Source organism: Cupriavidus sp. 21MJTG02-4 (genome assembly GCF_057798975.1).
This window is the reverse complement of the sequence record NZ_JBYOJP010000006.1, coordinates 257,169-271,105: the sequence shown is the minus strand read 5'-3', so window position 1 is coordinate 271,105 and position 13,937 is coordinate 257,169. Positions and strand designations below refer to the sequence as shown.

General features: G+C 65.5%; 12 protein-coding genes. 5 read left to right on the top strand and 7 right to left on the bottom strand.

Going from position 1 to position 13,937, the window contains the following annotated elements; all coding sequences use genetic code 11:
- Window positions 1-110 precede the first annotated feature (110 nt).
- The 4 genes from AC3FKH_RS14945 (at window position 111) to AC3FKH_RS14930 (ending at window position 4,728) form a co-directional block, all read left to right on the top strand.
- Window positions 111-1,265, top strand: coding sequence for a polysaccharide biosynthesis/export family protein (locus tag AC3FKH_RS14945; protein WP_488676794.1), 1,155 nt, complete (start codon window positions 111-113; stop codon window positions 1,263-1,265).
- 14 nt (window positions 1,266-1,279) lie between these two features.
- The gene (locus AC3FKH_RS14940; RefSeq protein ID WP_488676660.1) at window positions 1,280-1,744 is read left to right on the top strand and encodes a low molecular weight protein-tyrosine-phosphatase; all 465 of its coding nucleotides are present in this window, start codon (window positions 1,280-1,282) and stop codon (window positions 1,742-1,744) included.
- Entirely contained in the window at window positions 1,741-3,969 is a 2,229-nt protein-coding gene (locus tag AC3FKH_RS14935; protein WP_488676659.1) for a polysaccharide biosynthesis tyrosine autokinase, read from the top strand. Before AC3FKH_RS14940 ends, AC3FKH_RS14935 begins: the two co-directional genes overlap by 4 nt.
- Window positions 3,970-4,059: 90 nt before the next feature.
- Window positions 4,060-4,728 carry an acetyltransferase gene (locus tag AC3FKH_RS14930; RefSeq protein WP_488676658.1) on the top strand — a complete coding sequence of 223 codons (669 nt, stop codon included), beginning with the start codon at window positions 4,060-4,062 and terminating at the stop codon, window positions 4,726-4,728.
- 12 nt (window positions 4,729-4,740) lie between these two features.
- On the opposite strand, the gene AC3FKH_RS14925 is transcribed toward AC3FKH_RS14930, so the two are convergent.
- From AC3FKH_RS14925 to AC3FKH_RS14915, 3 genes are all read right to left on the bottom strand, one after another.
- On the bottom strand, window positions 4,741-5,382 hold the full coding sequence (locus tag AC3FKH_RS14925; protein ID WP_488676657.1) for a phosphatase PAP2 family protein: 642 nt from the start codon (window positions 5,380-5,382) through the stop codon (window positions 4,741-4,743).
- Between the two features lie 117 nt (window positions 5,383-5,499).
- Window positions 5,500-6,117: a sugar transferase gene (locus AC3FKH_RS14920; RefSeq protein ID WP_488676656.1), complete on the bottom strand. Its 618-nt coding sequence runs from the start codon at window positions 6,115-6,117 to the stop codon at window positions 5,500-5,502.
- 231 nt (window positions 6,118-6,348) lie between these two features.
- Complete coding sequence (locus AC3FKH_RS14915) at window positions 6,349-7,467, bottom strand: acyltransferase family protein (RefSeq protein WP_488676654.1); 1,119 nt, start codon at window positions 7,465-7,467, stop codon at window positions 6,349-6,351.
- Between the two features lie 257 nt (window positions 7,468-7,724).
- On the opposite strand from AC3FKH_RS14915, the gene AC3FKH_RS14910 reads away from it, so the two are divergent.
- Window positions 7,725-8,759, top strand: a complete 1,035-nt coding sequence (locus tag AC3FKH_RS14910) for a DUF1839 family protein (protein WP_488676652.1) — start codon at window positions 7,725-7,727, stop codon at window positions 8,757-8,759.
- Between the two features lie 77 nt (window positions 8,760-8,836).
- Here AC3FKH_RS14910 and AC3FKH_RS14905 read toward each other — a convergent pair whose 3' ends face one another.
- Genes AC3FKH_RS14905 through AC3FKH_RS14890 form a run of 4 tightly spaced genes read right to left on the bottom strand, consistent with a single transcriptional unit; the run spans window position 8,837 to window position 13,879 of the window.
- Window positions 8,837-11,395, bottom strand: coding sequence for a beta-mannosidase (locus tag AC3FKH_RS14905; protein ID WP_488676650.1), 2,559 nt, complete (start codon window positions 11,393-11,395; stop codon window positions 8,837-8,839).
- A 20-nt stretch (window positions 11,396-11,415) separates the two neighbouring features.
- Window positions 11,416-12,420 carry an amino acid--[acyl-carrier-protein] ligase gene (locus tag AC3FKH_RS14900; RefSeq protein WP_488676649.1) on the bottom strand — a complete coding sequence of 335 codons (1,005 nt, stop codon included), beginning with the start codon at window positions 12,418-12,420 and terminating at the stop codon, window positions 11,416-11,418.
- An 11-nt stretch (window positions 12,421-12,431) separates the two neighbouring features.
- Window positions 12,432-13,631 carry an acyl-CoA dehydrogenase family protein gene (locus AC3FKH_RS14895; RefSeq protein WP_488676648.1) on the bottom strand — a complete coding sequence of 400 codons (1,200 nt, stop codon included), beginning with the start codon at window positions 13,629-13,631 and terminating at the stop codon, window positions 12,432-12,434.
- Window positions 13,628-13,879 (bottom strand): acyl carrier protein, encoded by a 252-nt coding sequence (locus AC3FKH_RS14890; protein WP_483712812.1) that lies wholly within the window; start codon window positions 13,877-13,879, stop codon window positions 13,628-13,630. The genes AC3FKH_RS14895 and AC3FKH_RS14890 overlap by 4 nt, the downstream gene beginning before the upstream one ends.
- Window positions 13,880-13,937 lie beyond the last annotated feature (58 nt).

Sequence of the window (13,937 nt, the reverse complement as noted above, 5' to 3'; positions counted from 1 at the left end):
TGAGCCACCGCACCGAATAGCCCGATAGGCTTGCCTACGATTCCCTCAGGAAACTCGGCTTACGTGTTGTCGACTTGCCGACAAGGAGGGGGACTTCCATGAACTCGCTCATGCTCCAGGCCATTCGCGCATGCGCCGTGCGTAGCCGCAGCGCCTTATCCAGGATCGTCATCGTCGCTTCGGCCGGATTGCTGGCCGCGTGCGCCGCATCGCCAGGCATGTACTTCGACACCAAGGCCCCCGTGGACGCGATTGGTCCGGACGCCGTGCCGCATATCACCCCCATCACGCTCGACCTGGTGCGCGAATTGCGCAACAAGTCCAAACCGGACAACGAGCACGTCGAGGAACTGTTCGCGAAGCCCGAGCCATACAAGATCGGCCCGGGCGATATCATTTCCGTCGTGGTGTGGGACCATCCGGAACTCGTTTTTCCCACCCAGACGTACAGCATCGGCGCCTCGTTCGAGATCCCCGCCTCCAGTGGCCAGTCCAACGTGCCGGGCTATGTGGTCAGTGCGCAGGGCGACATCCAGTTCCCCTACGCGGGGGTCATGCATGTCTCCGGCAAGACCGCCAACCAGGTGCGCGACCAGATGGCGCGTGTCCTGTCACGCGTGGTCCGGGATCCGCAGATGACCGTGCGCGTGCTTGGCTTCCGCAGCCAGCGCGTCTATGTCGATGGCGAAGTCAAGATTCCCGGAACGCAGGCGATCGATGATGCGCCGATGACACTGGTGGAAGCGATCAACCGCGCAGGCGGTGTCCTGAGCCAGAGCGGGGACAACAGCCGCGTACGCGTGACGCGCGGCGAGCGCAGCTGGTACGTCAACATGCCGGCATTGCTCGCAAAGGGCGTCGATCCCTCTCGCATCCTGCTTCGCTCCGGCGATCTCGTGCGCGTGGAGCAGCGTGAAGACAACAAGATCTTCGTCACTGGCGAGGTCGTGCGTCCGGCATCGCTGTTGATGCGCAACGGGCGCATGACCCTGAACGAGGCCCTCGGCGATGCGGGGGGTGTCAACCCGGGCACCGCCAATGCGGAGCAGATCTTCGTGATCCGGAAAGCCGCTGGCGGAGAGCCCACGGTCTTTCACCTGGACGGCAACTCTCCCGCGGCGTTGGCCATCGCGGAAGGCTTCGAGCTCGAGCCAAAGGATGTGGTTTACGTCGATGCGCGCGAAGTGGTGCGCTGGAGCCGCGTGATCAACCTGCTGCTTCCATCGACGCAGCCGATCATTGGCGCGGCTACGGCCGTGAAGTAGGACAACCCAAGAAAATGGTCCGGTCAATCCTGGTGGTATGCATCGGCAATATCTGTCGCAGCCCGATGGCGGCGTGCCTGCTCAGCCGTGCCTTGCCTGATTGCGAGGTGGCATCGGCCGGCCTGGCAGCGCCGGTCGGCGCGCCCGCTGACCCGCGCGCCGTCAGGGTGCTGGGACGCGAGGGCTGTGGGCTGGCCAACCACCGCGCGCGTGCCGTCGATGCCGCACAGGTGGCGACTGCGGACCTGATCCTTGTCATGGAAAGCAGGCAACGCGACGAGCTCGAGCAGCTGTATCCGGAGGCGCAGGGGAAGACCTATCGGCTCTGTGAATTTGCGCGCGCCGATGTACCCGACCCGTTCGGATGCTCGCTCGGCATGTTTGCCATCGTGCTGGAATTGATCAAGCTGGGGGTCGCGTCGTGGTCCACGCAGCTAGGAACCGTGGTCCAGACTGACCGCAACGGGGAGGCATCATGAGATCGTTGGAGAAGCAGAGCAATGTCCCGGACAACGTCGACGAGGAGGACACCGCTGTTGTGGATCTGACCGCCTATGTCGATGTGCTCGTGCGCTATCGACGCACCTTCCTCGCAGTGGCCGGGCTGGTCATCTGCATAGGACTCGTTTATGCACTCGTGGCCAAGCCAGCATACCGCGCCGACATGATCGTGCAGGTCGAAGACTACAGCGGCGGCAATCCGCAGAACAAGCAGTCGGCGGGACTTTCGACCGTGTTTGATGTCAAGCCGGCGCCCAGCGCGGAGATCGAGCTGCTGCGCTCGCGGATGGTGGTCGGCAAGGCCGTTGACGACCTGCGCCTGCTCATCGAGGCGACCCCTAAGTATTTCCCCCTGATTGGCGCCTCCATCGCGAGCCTCAATGCCGACCTGTCCACGCCGGGGCTGTTCGGGATGGGTGGCTTCGCGTGGGGACATGAGTCGATTACGGTAACGCAGCTCGACGTGCCGCCGACGATGGAGAATCGCAAGATCCTGCTGACCGCACTCGACGATGGCCAGTATCGGCTCAACCTGACGAGCAATGGCGTGGAGGCGTCCGGAAAGGTTGGCGTGCCGCTGACCGTCAAGACCCCATCGGGGACGGTCCAGTTGCTGGTGAGCCAGCTCGATGGGCGACCTGGCAGCCAGTTCGTGCTTCGCAGCATACCGCGCAGCGCCGCCATTACGAAGTTGCAGAGCCAGCTGGTGATCAGTGAGCGAGGCAAGCAGAGCGGCGTGATCGGCGTGACGCTGGAGGGGGCTTCAGCCGAGACGACGGCAGCGATCCTCAACGAGATCGGCAAGGCCTATGTCGACCAGAACGTTCGACGCAAAGCCGCGGAGGCGGAAAAGTCGCTGGCCTTCCTCGAACAGCAACTGCCGCAACTGAAGCAGCAGGTTGAGACAGCGGAGACCCGCTACAACGCGATGCGCAACCAGCGCGGGACCGTCGACCTGAGCGAAGAGTCCAGGCTGATCCTGTCCCAGTCCGTGCAGATCCAGACGAAACTGCAGGAACTGAGGCAGAAGCGCCAGGAACTGGCCGCCCGATTTACGGCTCACCACCCGGCCATTGAACTGACCGACAATCAGATTGCCAGCCTGACTGCGCAACTCAACGGCGTGTCCGGTCGCATCCAGAAGCTGCCGGATGTCGAGCAGAACGTGCTGCGCCTGATGCGCGACGTCAAGGTCAGCACCGAGATGCTCCAGTCGCTTCTGAATGACGTCCAACAGCTCAAGCTCGTCAAGGCGAGCAAGGTCGGGACCGCACGCATTGTCGATCCGGCCGAAGCGCCGTTCCTGCCGGTTCGGCCCAACCGCGGAATGATCGCCGGCATGTCGGTGGCCCTGGGGCTCATGGCGGGACTGCTTGTGGTCATTGGCCGGCATACCTTGGCCGGTGGTGTGGCCGACCCGGATGAAATCGAGCGGCAGACCGGCATGACCGTCTACGCGACCATTCCGTTCAGCAAACAGCAGCCGACTGCGCCGGCTTCCGGCCGGTTGCTGGCGGAGCAGCAACCCGATGATCCGGCCATGGAGAGCCTGCGCAGCTTCCGCACCGCACTGCAGTTCGCACTGGCGGGCAGCAACAGCAAGACCGTCGTGATCTCCGGCCCGGCACCAGGCGTCGGCAAATCCTTCATCAGTGCCAACTTCGCCGCCATTGCCGCCGCCGGGCGCCGGGTGGTCGTCATCGATGCCGACCTGCGCAGAGGCGGCCTGCATACCTCGTTCGATGCCAAGCTCGAACCAGGCTTGACCGAGCTGTTGATGGGCGCACCGCTTGAGCGCGTCTTGCAGCGTCAGGTCGCACCGGGGCTCGACTTCATCTCTACCGGCGCCAAACCGCCGCATGCGGCGGATATCTTGCTAAGCCCGGCCATGGACTCGCTGCTGGAGCAGCTGCGCTCACGCTATGACCTCGTTATCATCGATACGCCTCCGGTGCTTGCCGCTGCGGACGCAGGCATATTGGCCGCCAAGGCCGGTGCGGTGTTCCTCGTAGCCCGCGCGGAGCAGAGCACCATCAGCGAACTGGTCGCCGCGCGACGGGCGATTCGCCAGGCGGGCTCGGACGTCAAGGGCGTGCTGTTCAACGGACTCGTGATCGAAGGGCGCTGGTACCGGTCCCATTACTATTTCAGCAAGTATCGCTATCTCAGCGAATACGGTGGTGTGCAAAGCAAGCGTGCGTGATGACCGGAACGCCCATGTTGGAGCACTCCGGCTCCCGGGTCGCCACCGGTGGCGCCGACGAGCCTCGTATCGCCCGGGAGTCACGCAGCCATGCCACTTGTTCATGCATCCAGGATTTCGTCCTTAGTCATTGCCGGTTCCGGCGGCCTTGGTCTGGAACTCTACGACTATCTGCAGAGCGAAGCCGCCGATGGTGGCCCCGATGTCGCGGGGTTTATCGATGACAGGCCGGGCGCCGTCCCGGCCGGCATCGCACTGCCCTATCTGGGGCCCATCAAGCCGTTCCGTCCCGCACCACACCAGGCCGTCCTGGTCGCAATCGGATCTCCCGCGGCGCGGCAGGCTGTACTCGCATGGATGCTGGAGCATGGAATAGCCGTTCCGTCATACATCCACGGCACCGCTCTTGTATCGCATACCGCAACCCTTGGCGTTGGCGTGCTGGTCTTGCCCTTCACCGTGATCAGCCGCAACGCGATCGTGGAGGACGGCGTCGTCACCAACGTCTTTTGCGGAGTCGGCCACGGTTCCCGCGTGGGGGCCTGCTCGGTCCTGTCGCCCTATGCGGTGCTCAATGGCGACACCGCGATTGGCCCCGGATGCTTCCTGGGTACCCGCGCCACGCTCTATCCCGGTGTGAAGATCGGCGCCGAGTGCACCGTTGACTCTCACACCGGCGTCTCGGCCAGCACGAAGGACCGTCAGTTCATCACCTCCGGCGCGTACCAGATCACGTCGCGCCGCATTCGCGAGGCGTGACGGGCACGGGCATCAGAACAGCTCGGAAGTCTTCCGGTATGAAGGCAGCGGCAGCGGCACCACCGTCACGATGGTGCGGCCGGAGGCCGGGTCAATGCCGATGATCCTGGTATAGCGCTCGGAAACGCCCAGCCAGGTCATCCCATGCGACAACAGGCGGGTCCTGATGGGATACAGCGACACGGGGATCATCACGACCAGAACCGCGCACAGCACCAGCCGTGCGATCGCAGGAGGTCGGTCGATCGACAGCCAGCGCCGCGGGCGGCGCAGGTTCGCCCACGCCACGATGAATCCCACGCTCATGCCGATCAGTGTTTCCGAAACCGTGTGATAGCGCCCCGCGACCAAGGCCACGGCCGCCATCAGGGCCATGCCTACGCCGCAAAGCGCACCCAGCCGCGCGGCGCGGGAACTCCAGGCTTCACCGGATACTGCGAACAGGACAGGATAGACCGCCGCGGTAAGCATGGCGTGTCCGCTGACGCTGTAGACGTTTGCGGACGGTACGGACCATCCGCCTAGCTCGAATGCCAGCTTGCCGAGGAGGATGGCGGCGGTGCCCACCCCCAGCGAAAAAACCCAGCGGAACGCCCTGCGCCAGTGGCCCTGCCAGGCGAACCGGAACACGATGACTCCGGCGAGCGGGAACATGAGCGAGGCTTCTCCGAGATGCACAACCATATGCCAGGAAAGCTGCACTACGGCTCCTCCAGCTCATTGTTGTTGGTGCCGCGCGATACTCCGCTCCTTCGGCCATTGGCCCCGGTGTCACACAACATCGGCATCCGCCGCATGCCGCGGGCTCCCCCTGAACCGCGGCGCTGAAAACTCTCCCGCCGCACTGATCCCGTCCCGCGCCAGCACCTTGTTGACCGTCCGCCACAGCACCACGATATCCAGCCAGACGGACACATGGTCCACGTACCACACATCCAGCCTGAATTTCTCCTCCCAGCTGATCGCGTTGCGCCCGCTAATTTGTGCCAGCCCGGTGATGCCTGGACGAACGTCGTGGCGACGCGCCTGTTCCGGCGAGTAAAGCGGCAAGTACTCCATCAACAGCGGACGCGGACCCACCAGGCTCATATCTCCCTTGAGGACGTTCCAGAGCTCGGGCAGCTCGTCGAGACTGGTAGCGCGAAGGAACGCACCGAATTTCGTGAGCCGGTCCGGGTCGGGCAGCAACTCGCCATCCGGCCCGCGCGCATCGGTCATGGTGCGGAACTTGACGATATGAAAGGGCTGGCCATGCAGTCCTGGCCGCACTTGCCGGAAGAAGACCGGCGTGCCCAGCTTGCGGCGGACGGCGCAGATCAGGACAAGAAGAGGAATGGCGAGCAGCAACAGGCCCACCACGGAGAGGACGATGTCAAAGATGCGCTTCATGATGCTTCCTGCCAATCATTGAAAGTCGGCCTTTTGGCGAGGCAAGCCACTACGTTCGCAGCCTGGATGCGGAACACCGCAAGACGAGGCTCGTCACCCGCCTGATATCGTGCGCCGGCCCTCTGCGCAAAGACAGACCCTGGCCGATCTGCACCATTCGATAAATATAATCGAGCGCAAACGCCTCCCGATGAACGATATGTGGCGGCGGGCACAGTGTGCACTTCACCCTTACATCCCGTGGTCGCGCTGCGTGACCCCGGCCGCCTGTTTCGCCAGCGCGGCATGATCGGCGGCACGCACCTGCCGATAGTCCCGGATCCACGCGCGTACCCTGATATCGACAGGACGTTCAACGGTGCGATAGACAAAGGCCGCCACAAGCACCGACGCAAACACGAGCGATAGACAGATCAGGTCCCCTGGCAGGAAGCGATGTTTGTCCGCTCCGGCGAGCACCCGTGCAAACGCAGGAATCGTGAACGCCTGCAGCAGGTACAGTGAATATGATGCGTCCCCGACCTGCTGCAGGAGGTCACTACCTTTCCAGCCGCCCGCGGCTTCCCGGAGGATCACCCCAGAGACCAATAGCGCTGCCGGAATCCCCGCACATACGACCCTGTGCGCCATGTCGGAGCTAGGCGTCCCGACGCAGAACCCCAGCACACCGGCGGCAATGATGATGGCCGACGTCCGCGCGGAGACTCTGAAGCCGGATCGATAGGCCCAGGCGAAGACGCAGCCGAATATGAACTCCAGCAACAACGGATCGGTCAGGAACCTGAAGATGTACGCCGACGGCCGCGTCAATGACAGGGCCGAAAGCCCCGCGAAGAAAGCGATGAGGACCAGCCGGCTGCGTGATTCCGCAAAGCAGATCGACACGGCAAACACCGCATAGAAAAACATCTCGTAGGTCAGCGTCCAGCCAACATAGAGGATCGGGTAATAGCTGCCGCTTTCCCGGACCTCATAGGGAATGAAGAGATACGAAGTCACCGCTTGCGTCAGCGTGAACTCCGTCGTCTTCAGGCCCGGCACGAACCACACGATCGCCAGCATCAGGCTCGTGAGCAGCCAGTACATCGGGGCAATCCGCGCGATCCGGGCGGCCATGAATTCCCTTGTCGCCACCATGCCCCGGTCTCGCCCCGCAGTCGTCATCACCATGACGAAGCCGGAGATAAAGAAGAAGATGTCGACGCCCGCCCATCCCCACGCGGACGCGTGGCTCACGATCCCCGGTTTCCAGCCGTGGATCTGTATGGTGGCAGCGCAATGGTAGGCAACGACGGCCATCGCTGCGATGGCACGCAGGCACTGGACGGAAGACAGCATTGGCTTGGACATGGTTCGTGCGCTCCCGATCGTGGCCTGGACGGCTATGTATGCCCCGAACGGGGGCTTTGTCCTGACATTCTGGCGCTCGGCAAACGGCAACACTGTTGCCCGTCCCACACATGCGGTGGTGTTCCGGTATGCCCATGCCTGCGAGGCGCCGGGCATCTGTTGGAGAGCGCACCGATGCCACCCGCCTGCATCGGTACAGTCAGCCTCGACGATCGGGCTTGCCGCGCGCCCGACGTTGACCGGTGCAGAGGATCCAAATGAAATCTACGACCGTACCCAGCGAAGGCGGTGGCGGACTCGACGCCACCACGCCCGTCGCTCTTCCCCCCCACCCGTTGCACGGTCCCGATGCGATCTGGCAGGAAACCAACTGCTATATCGACCTGTGGGTCGAACTGCTGCACGCGTGGGGTCTCGATCCGCGCGCCGCGCTGCCGTTCACGGTGGCGCAGGACTTCGAAGGCGACCACTTCACCTTCTTCAAGTATCCGCAAGCCGACCTGGAAACGCTGTACGGCACGGTGGTCCAGGAAATGGCGGTCTATGACACGCTGCTGGCGCATGTCGTCGCGCAGGTCGAGCGCGGCCATACGGTGCTGGTCGAGGTCGACAGCTTCTACCTGCCCGATACGCACGCCACGGCGTACCGGCGCGAGCACGTCAAGACCACGGTGGCGATCGACTACATCAATCCCCAGGCGCAACGGCTCTCGTATTTCCACAGCCTGGGCTATCACAGCGCGCAGGACGAGGACTATCGCGGCCTGTTGCGGCTGTCGCCGGAACTGAGCGGCAACGGCAACATCCTCTTTCCCTATGCCGAATGCGCCAAGCGCGTACGGCCGGCGCTGGCCATGCCGGCCATGGCAGATGCCGCGGTCGCGCTGATGCGCCAGCACCTGGAGCGGCTGCCCGTCATCAATCCGGTCAGCCACTGGCGGCAGGAATTCGACGCGCACATGGACACGCTGCTGGCGCGTGACGAAGCCTACTTCCACCTCTACACCTTCAACCTGCCCCGTCAGCTCGGTGCGAACTTCGAGATGCTGCATCACTGGCTGCGGTGGCTCGGCGAGCAGGGCCGCGGTACACCGTTGACGGCCGAGGCCGCCGAGACGGCAAGCGCCATCGCGACGGAAGCAAAGGTGCTGCAGTTCCGCCTGGCCCGTGCCGTCGCGCGTCGCCGCGCCGATCCTTGCACGCAGAGCCTGGAGGCGTTGGAATCCGGCTACGAGAAGACCGTCGACAACCTGGTTGCGGCCTTCGGCCCCGCAGTCGCGGCGGCCGCCTGAAGCCTTCGGCAATTCTCGTCGCCTCGCCGCCGACGGGAATCACGCGCACCACATCGGGCATGCAGTGAGCCGAGCCGCTATCCGTCGTAGCCAAGCGGGTGCTCGGCGTTGAGCGCGTAGATTTCGCCAGAGGGCGCCGGCGCGGCATCGCCGCCGGCCTTGCCATCGAACACGAGTCGAAGCCGCCGGCTGTCGCCCGGCGCGAGATGAAACCAGTTCTCGCTGGCGTCGTAGCTGCGGTCTTCGATATGCACCCAGCGCGCAAAGCGCCGGGCCGTGACGGTGAGCCACCAGTCGTCATCCACGCGTTCGAGCCGGGCCTGCAGATCCGGCGCCTTGAGTGCGGCGGCGCGACGATCAGGCAGGTACACGGCCTGGCTCAGCGGCGCGCCACCCTCCTCCGCGCGCAGCGTTGCCTGCACCACGTCGTGCGTGGGCGGGCCGAAGCGGTAGGCATAGGTGAAATCGAAGAACCGGTCGAGCAGCGCGGCCGCCTCTACGCAGGCCGCGCCGTGGGCAGGCAGCTCGACCCGCTGGCGCGCCTGTGCCACGACGACCTCGCCATCGCGCAGGCAACGCAGCTCCAGCCACAACGCACGCGCCTGCGCCGTTTCGTTGAGCACGTGCAGGTGCAGGCCGTTCAGGCCTTCATCGGTGATCAGAACCTGAAGCGGCTGCCACGCCTGCCTCAGCGCGTGCCAGGCCGATTTGGGCCTGCCGCACGCATCGACGATGCCCCAGCCGGCACCCGGCAGCAGATCCTGGAACTGCCAGACCAGCCCGCCCGCGCAACTCGAGCCGACGCGCCGCCATTCGGCGAAGACATCGCTCATCACTTCGGCCACCACCGCGCGCGACAGCATCAGGTAGCGCTGCGGCTGTTCATAGCGCAGGCGCGCGGGATCGACGTCATACAAGGTGCGCAGGTAGTGTTCGCGCACATCCTCGAAGTCCCACGAGGCGCCGGCATCGCGCGGCACCCTTGCTTTCCAGCGCGGCGAATGCAGCGGGGGCGAACCGCTCTCCGCGAGCGTGCGGTCGCACGGGACATTGGAGAAGGCCAGGCATTCGGAGGCGAACCGTACCTGCGCCAGCCGCGCGTCGGCCAGCGGCCGCTGGTAGGCCCCGACGCCGTAATAGTGGCTGACGCCGGTATCGGGCTGGAACGGCAAGGCGCCGCCACTGGGCGAGTTGCCGACGTACACGACATCGGGCCGATGCGTGGCAACCAGGTCCGGCATCAAGGCATCGAACAGCGGTTGCTTCCAGTCACTGCGCGCGGCCCCTAGCATGGCGGCCTGCTGCTCCGCTTCGCTGGCACCGCAGACCACCGCGATCGACGGATGCGTGCGGGTCGAAGTCAGCCACTCGGCCACTTCGCGCGCCGCATCTTCCGTCAGGCCTACGCCCGGTCCGATGCTGCCGTAATCGAAGTTGGCAAACATGAAGTCTTGCCAGACGAGCACGCCCAGTTCATCGCAAACCCGATAGAAGGCGTCGCCCGGATAGCACGTCACGCCGCTCACGCGAACCATGTTCATGCCGCCCGCGCGCGCCAGTGCCAGCCAGCGCCTGGACGCTTCTTCGGTATCGGCCAGGCCGGGCAGGTCCACGCTGGAAATGCAGGCGCCGCGGCAGAAGATCCGCTCGCCATTGATGTGCAGGGCGAACTCGCCCGTTGCCTCGGTCAGACCGAGCGAGACACTGCGAAAGCCCACGCGGCCGCAGTGGACGCCGCGCCCTTCAATGCTCGCTTCGACGCCGTAGAGATGCGGTTCGCCATGCGTATGCGGCCACCATAGCCGCGGGCGATCGATATGGATGGCACCTTCCAGCGTGTGGCCATCGATTCGCGTCAACGCGCCCCGATGGCGGCTTCCCGATTCGTCGCTGACCTCGAACGATCCCGACGCGGGCGCCGTGGCCGGAAAATGCAGGCGCACCGAGACCACGCCACCGCGTTCCTGCACGCGCGTGCGCAGGTCGGCGCGCAGGCCGTGCAGGATATCGCCGCTGGCCGGGTCAAGCAGTTCCACGGGCCGCCAGGGCCCGACCGCATGGACCGGCGGGCACCAGCCCGGCATGTGGCCGAGCAGCGTGGTGCGCACCGCGCGCAACTGCGGCGGCACGATCATCCTTGGCTTCCAGCGCACCGGACCGCGCTGCTTGCGCAGCCACGGTTCGAGCGCGCGAAAGCAAATATGCAGCACGTTGTCGCCGGCGAGGTCGACCTCGACCTCGTGCGCGACAAACATGTGCCGCGTGCTCAGGACCAGCGTGCCGTTGAGCCAGACTTCGGCGACCGTGGCCAGGCCGTTGAAGCGCAGCGTCTTGCGGCCCTGGCCGGCGAATGCCGTGCGATACCAATGGTCGTGCACGTGCAAGGGCGGCGGTGCCGCGTCGTCCCAGCGCCCTGCGGCGCGCAGCGCGCCGGCGACGGTGCCCGGCACCGGGGCCGGCAACCACGCAATGCCCGCCGGCAAGGCCGCGGGGCTTTGCGCGGCGCCGGCGGCCATTTGCGCCCAGGTCCATGCCCCGTCGAGCGGGGCACTGACGATGCCGATCCCTGGCCGGCCGGCCGGCACGGCGCCCCAGATCGGCACACGGCTGGTGCCCAGGCAGTTGTGCTGCGTCATGAGGCACTCGTCGCGGCGTGTCAGAGGCCCCCGAGCGCCTCGCGCACGCGCCGCGGCCACTTCGCCAGCTCGAAGCCGTGATGGCGCAGCAACGCCAGCGTCAGGCGCTCGATGCCGAAGCCGACGCAACCGGTGTGGGCCAGCTCGCCGTCCGCCGTGCGCAAGGGCCACGCATGGGCAAAATGGTCCATGTGGTAGTTGAAGCTCATGCAGGCCGTGGGGGGCGCGCCATCGTTGATCGGCACCAGCAGTTCGAACTTCAGCTTCAGTTCGCGCTGGCTGTCGGCGACGATCTTGCCGCCGCGGCCAAAGAACGGATCGTTCGCCAGATCGACCTCATGGGGCAGCTCCAGCATGCCGGCAAGCTGCTTGCCGCGCTCGATCCACACCTGACGGAACGCGACGATCTGCTCGGCCGTACCAAGCCGCACGTATTCGCGCTGCCGGAACATCTGCATGCGTGCCGGATCAATCGACGGCTCATGGCGGAAGCAGTACGTGAGCACGTCGACCACCATCCCGTCGACGGGCATGGGTCCGCGCGACGCAATCAGCGGATACACCGGATAGCACGCCGCGGGCGCCAGCACGACATCGGTCGGGCGCTGCTGGTCCGCCCATTCCTCGCCTTGTTCGAGCCGCGCCAGCAGGCGGTGGTGGTCGCGATCGCTGCCGCAGAAGCAATGCACCGTACCCGCCAGTTGCGGAAAGCTCTTGAGGTACTCGCTGGCCTCGAAATCCTGGCGCGGCATGGCCGGAGGAAAGCGCATCACTTCCGCGTGCTGATCGGCGCCAAGCCGGGTCACCGCGGCGTTCAGGCCATCGGCAATGCTCTCGAACAAGCCGCTTCGGCCGTAGATGCCGTCGACCGCGCTCGGATAAAGCACGCGCGCATCGATCAGCGCCTGCCGGTAAGCGCGACGCCCCGCGTCCGGATCGGGCGCGGGCTTTGGCGAGGTATAGCCGTGTCCGGAAGCGGCCGGCGATTCGTCGTCCGGCGCATAAGCGCTGCTGGCATTTTCCATGGTCGGTTCCCTTACGCGGACCGGTCCGCCAGCAACAGGTTGGCGGTATTGGTCAGGATGCGATCGTTGTTGATCATGAGCGGCGCGGACCACAGGTCGCGCAGGTGGCGGCCCAGGCTGAAGGGCGTGCCGTGCTTGTAGCCGGCCATGCCGCAGACCAGCATCGCGATATGCACCGCTTCCAGCGCCATGGCCGACACGCTGGTCTTGAGGCCATTCATTTCCGCCGCCAGGTTGAAAGTCGCCGACATGCTCTGGCCCGCGTCACGTTCGCGCTGGTGCGTCAACGCGAGTGCGAGCCTGCCTTCCAGCATCTGGATGATGGCCACGGCTTCGGCCACGCGCGTGGCCGAAGGCGGCAGCGTTCCGGGGCGGGCGCGGGCCTGGCCCTGGAACAGCGACTTGGCACGCTGCACCGCATCGGCCGCTATGCCGGTCCACAACGCGGACCACAGGATGTGCGACACGGGCGTCATGGTGGCGTCGGCGATTTCACCAAACGGCACCGGGAGAACCTGGTCGGTATGGCCACGTGCCTCCAGCCGGTAGCCATTGCTGCAGGTGCCGCGCATGCCCAGCGTGTCCCACGTGGACAGGCTTTCCAGCGCATAGTCGGGCTTGAGCACGCTGACCATGACCTGGTCCGATGGCGAAGCATCGGGACTGCGCCGCGCGGTCACGAGAATGCCATCCGCGTGCGCGCCATAGGAGATGGTCGGCGCCATCTTGAGCAGGTGCAGGCTGGCGCCGTCGACATTGATGGCGCAGCCGCTGTTGCGCAAGGCGCCGCCGATGGCTTCTTCGGACGTGGCCGAAGCCAGCAGCAACTGTTCGCCGGCCAGGCGCCGCAACAGCTGCGCATGCCATGCGCTGTCGCTCGCATGGTTGACCAGGCACGCCACCTGGATCTGGTGCATGGCGTAGATCATCCCGGTCGAGGCACAGGCGCCTCCGAGGATGCGGCAGACGCCTGCGATGGTGTCCAGGGACGCGCCGCCCCCACCGAAGGCCACGGGCACCATGGCGCCGAGCAGCTTCTGCTCGCGCAGCACCGCGAAGGCTTCGTGCGGAAAACGCGCGTCGCCGTCAACCTGGTCGGCAAAGCGGGCCGCCTCGGGCACCGCGCGATGCGCTGCGGCCAGCCAGTCGCCGGCATCCATGACATCGGGCCGCGGATGCGCCAGCTCCACGCTGGCAAGGACGGGTTTCATGCGGCCTCCTGTTCTTGCTTGATCAGCTCGGCCGCGGCGGCCAGCGAGTTGATGCTGCGGAACAACTGGCGGGTCAGCAGCCGGTCAGGGATCTCGATGCCGAATTCGTTCTCCATCGCCAGCATGACATGTACGGTGGCGAGCGAGGAAAGTCCCGCCGCATACAGGTCGGCCTGGTCGTCCAACGACTCCACCGGTACATCGAGCCGGGCGACTTCCGAAAGGATGGTACGTATGGCTGCTTTCATGCTTGCGCTCCCGTGGCGAGCCTGTGGCCCGTGTTTCACCCATTGGGCCTAAGACGGG

Excerpts from the sequence above, each read along its gene's own strand:
- AC3FKH_RS14945 (WP_488676794.1), top strand. The coding sequence starts at position 111 with ATGCTCCAGGCCATTCGCGCATGCGCCGTGCGTAGCCGCAGCGCCTTA.
- AC3FKH_RS14940 (WP_488676660.1), top strand. The coding sequence starts at position 1,280 with ATGGTCCGGTCAATCCTGGTGGTATGCATCGGCAATATCTGTCGCAGC.
- AC3FKH_RS14935 (WP_488676659.1), top strand. The coding sequence starts at position 1,741 with ATGAGATCGTTGGAGAAGCAGAGCAATGTCCCGGACAACGTCGACGAG.
- AC3FKH_RS14930 (WP_488676658.1), top strand. The coding sequence starts at position 4,060 with ATGCCACTTGTTCATGCATCCAGGATTTCGTCCTTAGTCATTGCCGGT.
- AC3FKH_RS14925 (WP_488676657.1), bottom strand. The coding sequence starts at position 5,382 with ATGTTCCCGCTCGCCGGAGTCATCGTGTTCCGGTTCGCCTGGCAGGGC.
- AC3FKH_RS14920 (WP_488676656.1), bottom strand. The coding sequence starts at position 6,117 with ATGAAGCGCATCTTTGACATCGTCCTCTCCGTGGTGGGCCTGTTGCTG.
- AC3FKH_RS14915 (WP_488676654.1), bottom strand. The coding sequence starts at position 7,467 with ATGTCCAAGCCAATGCTGTCTTCCGTCCAGTGCCTGCGTGCCATCGCA.
- AC3FKH_RS14910 (WP_488676652.1), top strand. The coding sequence starts at position 7,725 with ATGAAATCTACGACCGTACCCAGCGAAGGCGGTGGCGGACTCGACGCC.
- AC3FKH_RS14905 (WP_488676650.1), bottom strand. The coding sequence starts at position 11,395 with ATGACGCAGCACAACTGCCTGGGCACCAGCCGTGTGCCGATCTGGGGC.
- AC3FKH_RS14900 (WP_488676649.1), bottom strand. The coding sequence starts at position 12,420 with ATGGAAAATGCCAGCAGCGCTTATGCGCCGGACGACGAATCGCCGGCC.
- AC3FKH_RS14895 (WP_488676648.1), bottom strand. The coding sequence starts at position 13,631 with ATGAAACCCGTCCTTGCCAGCGTGGAGCTGGCGCATCCGCGGCCCGAT.
- AC3FKH_RS14890 (WP_483712812.1), bottom strand. The coding sequence starts at position 13,879 with ATGAAAGCAGCCATACGTACCATCCTTTCGGAAGTCGCCCGGCTCGAT.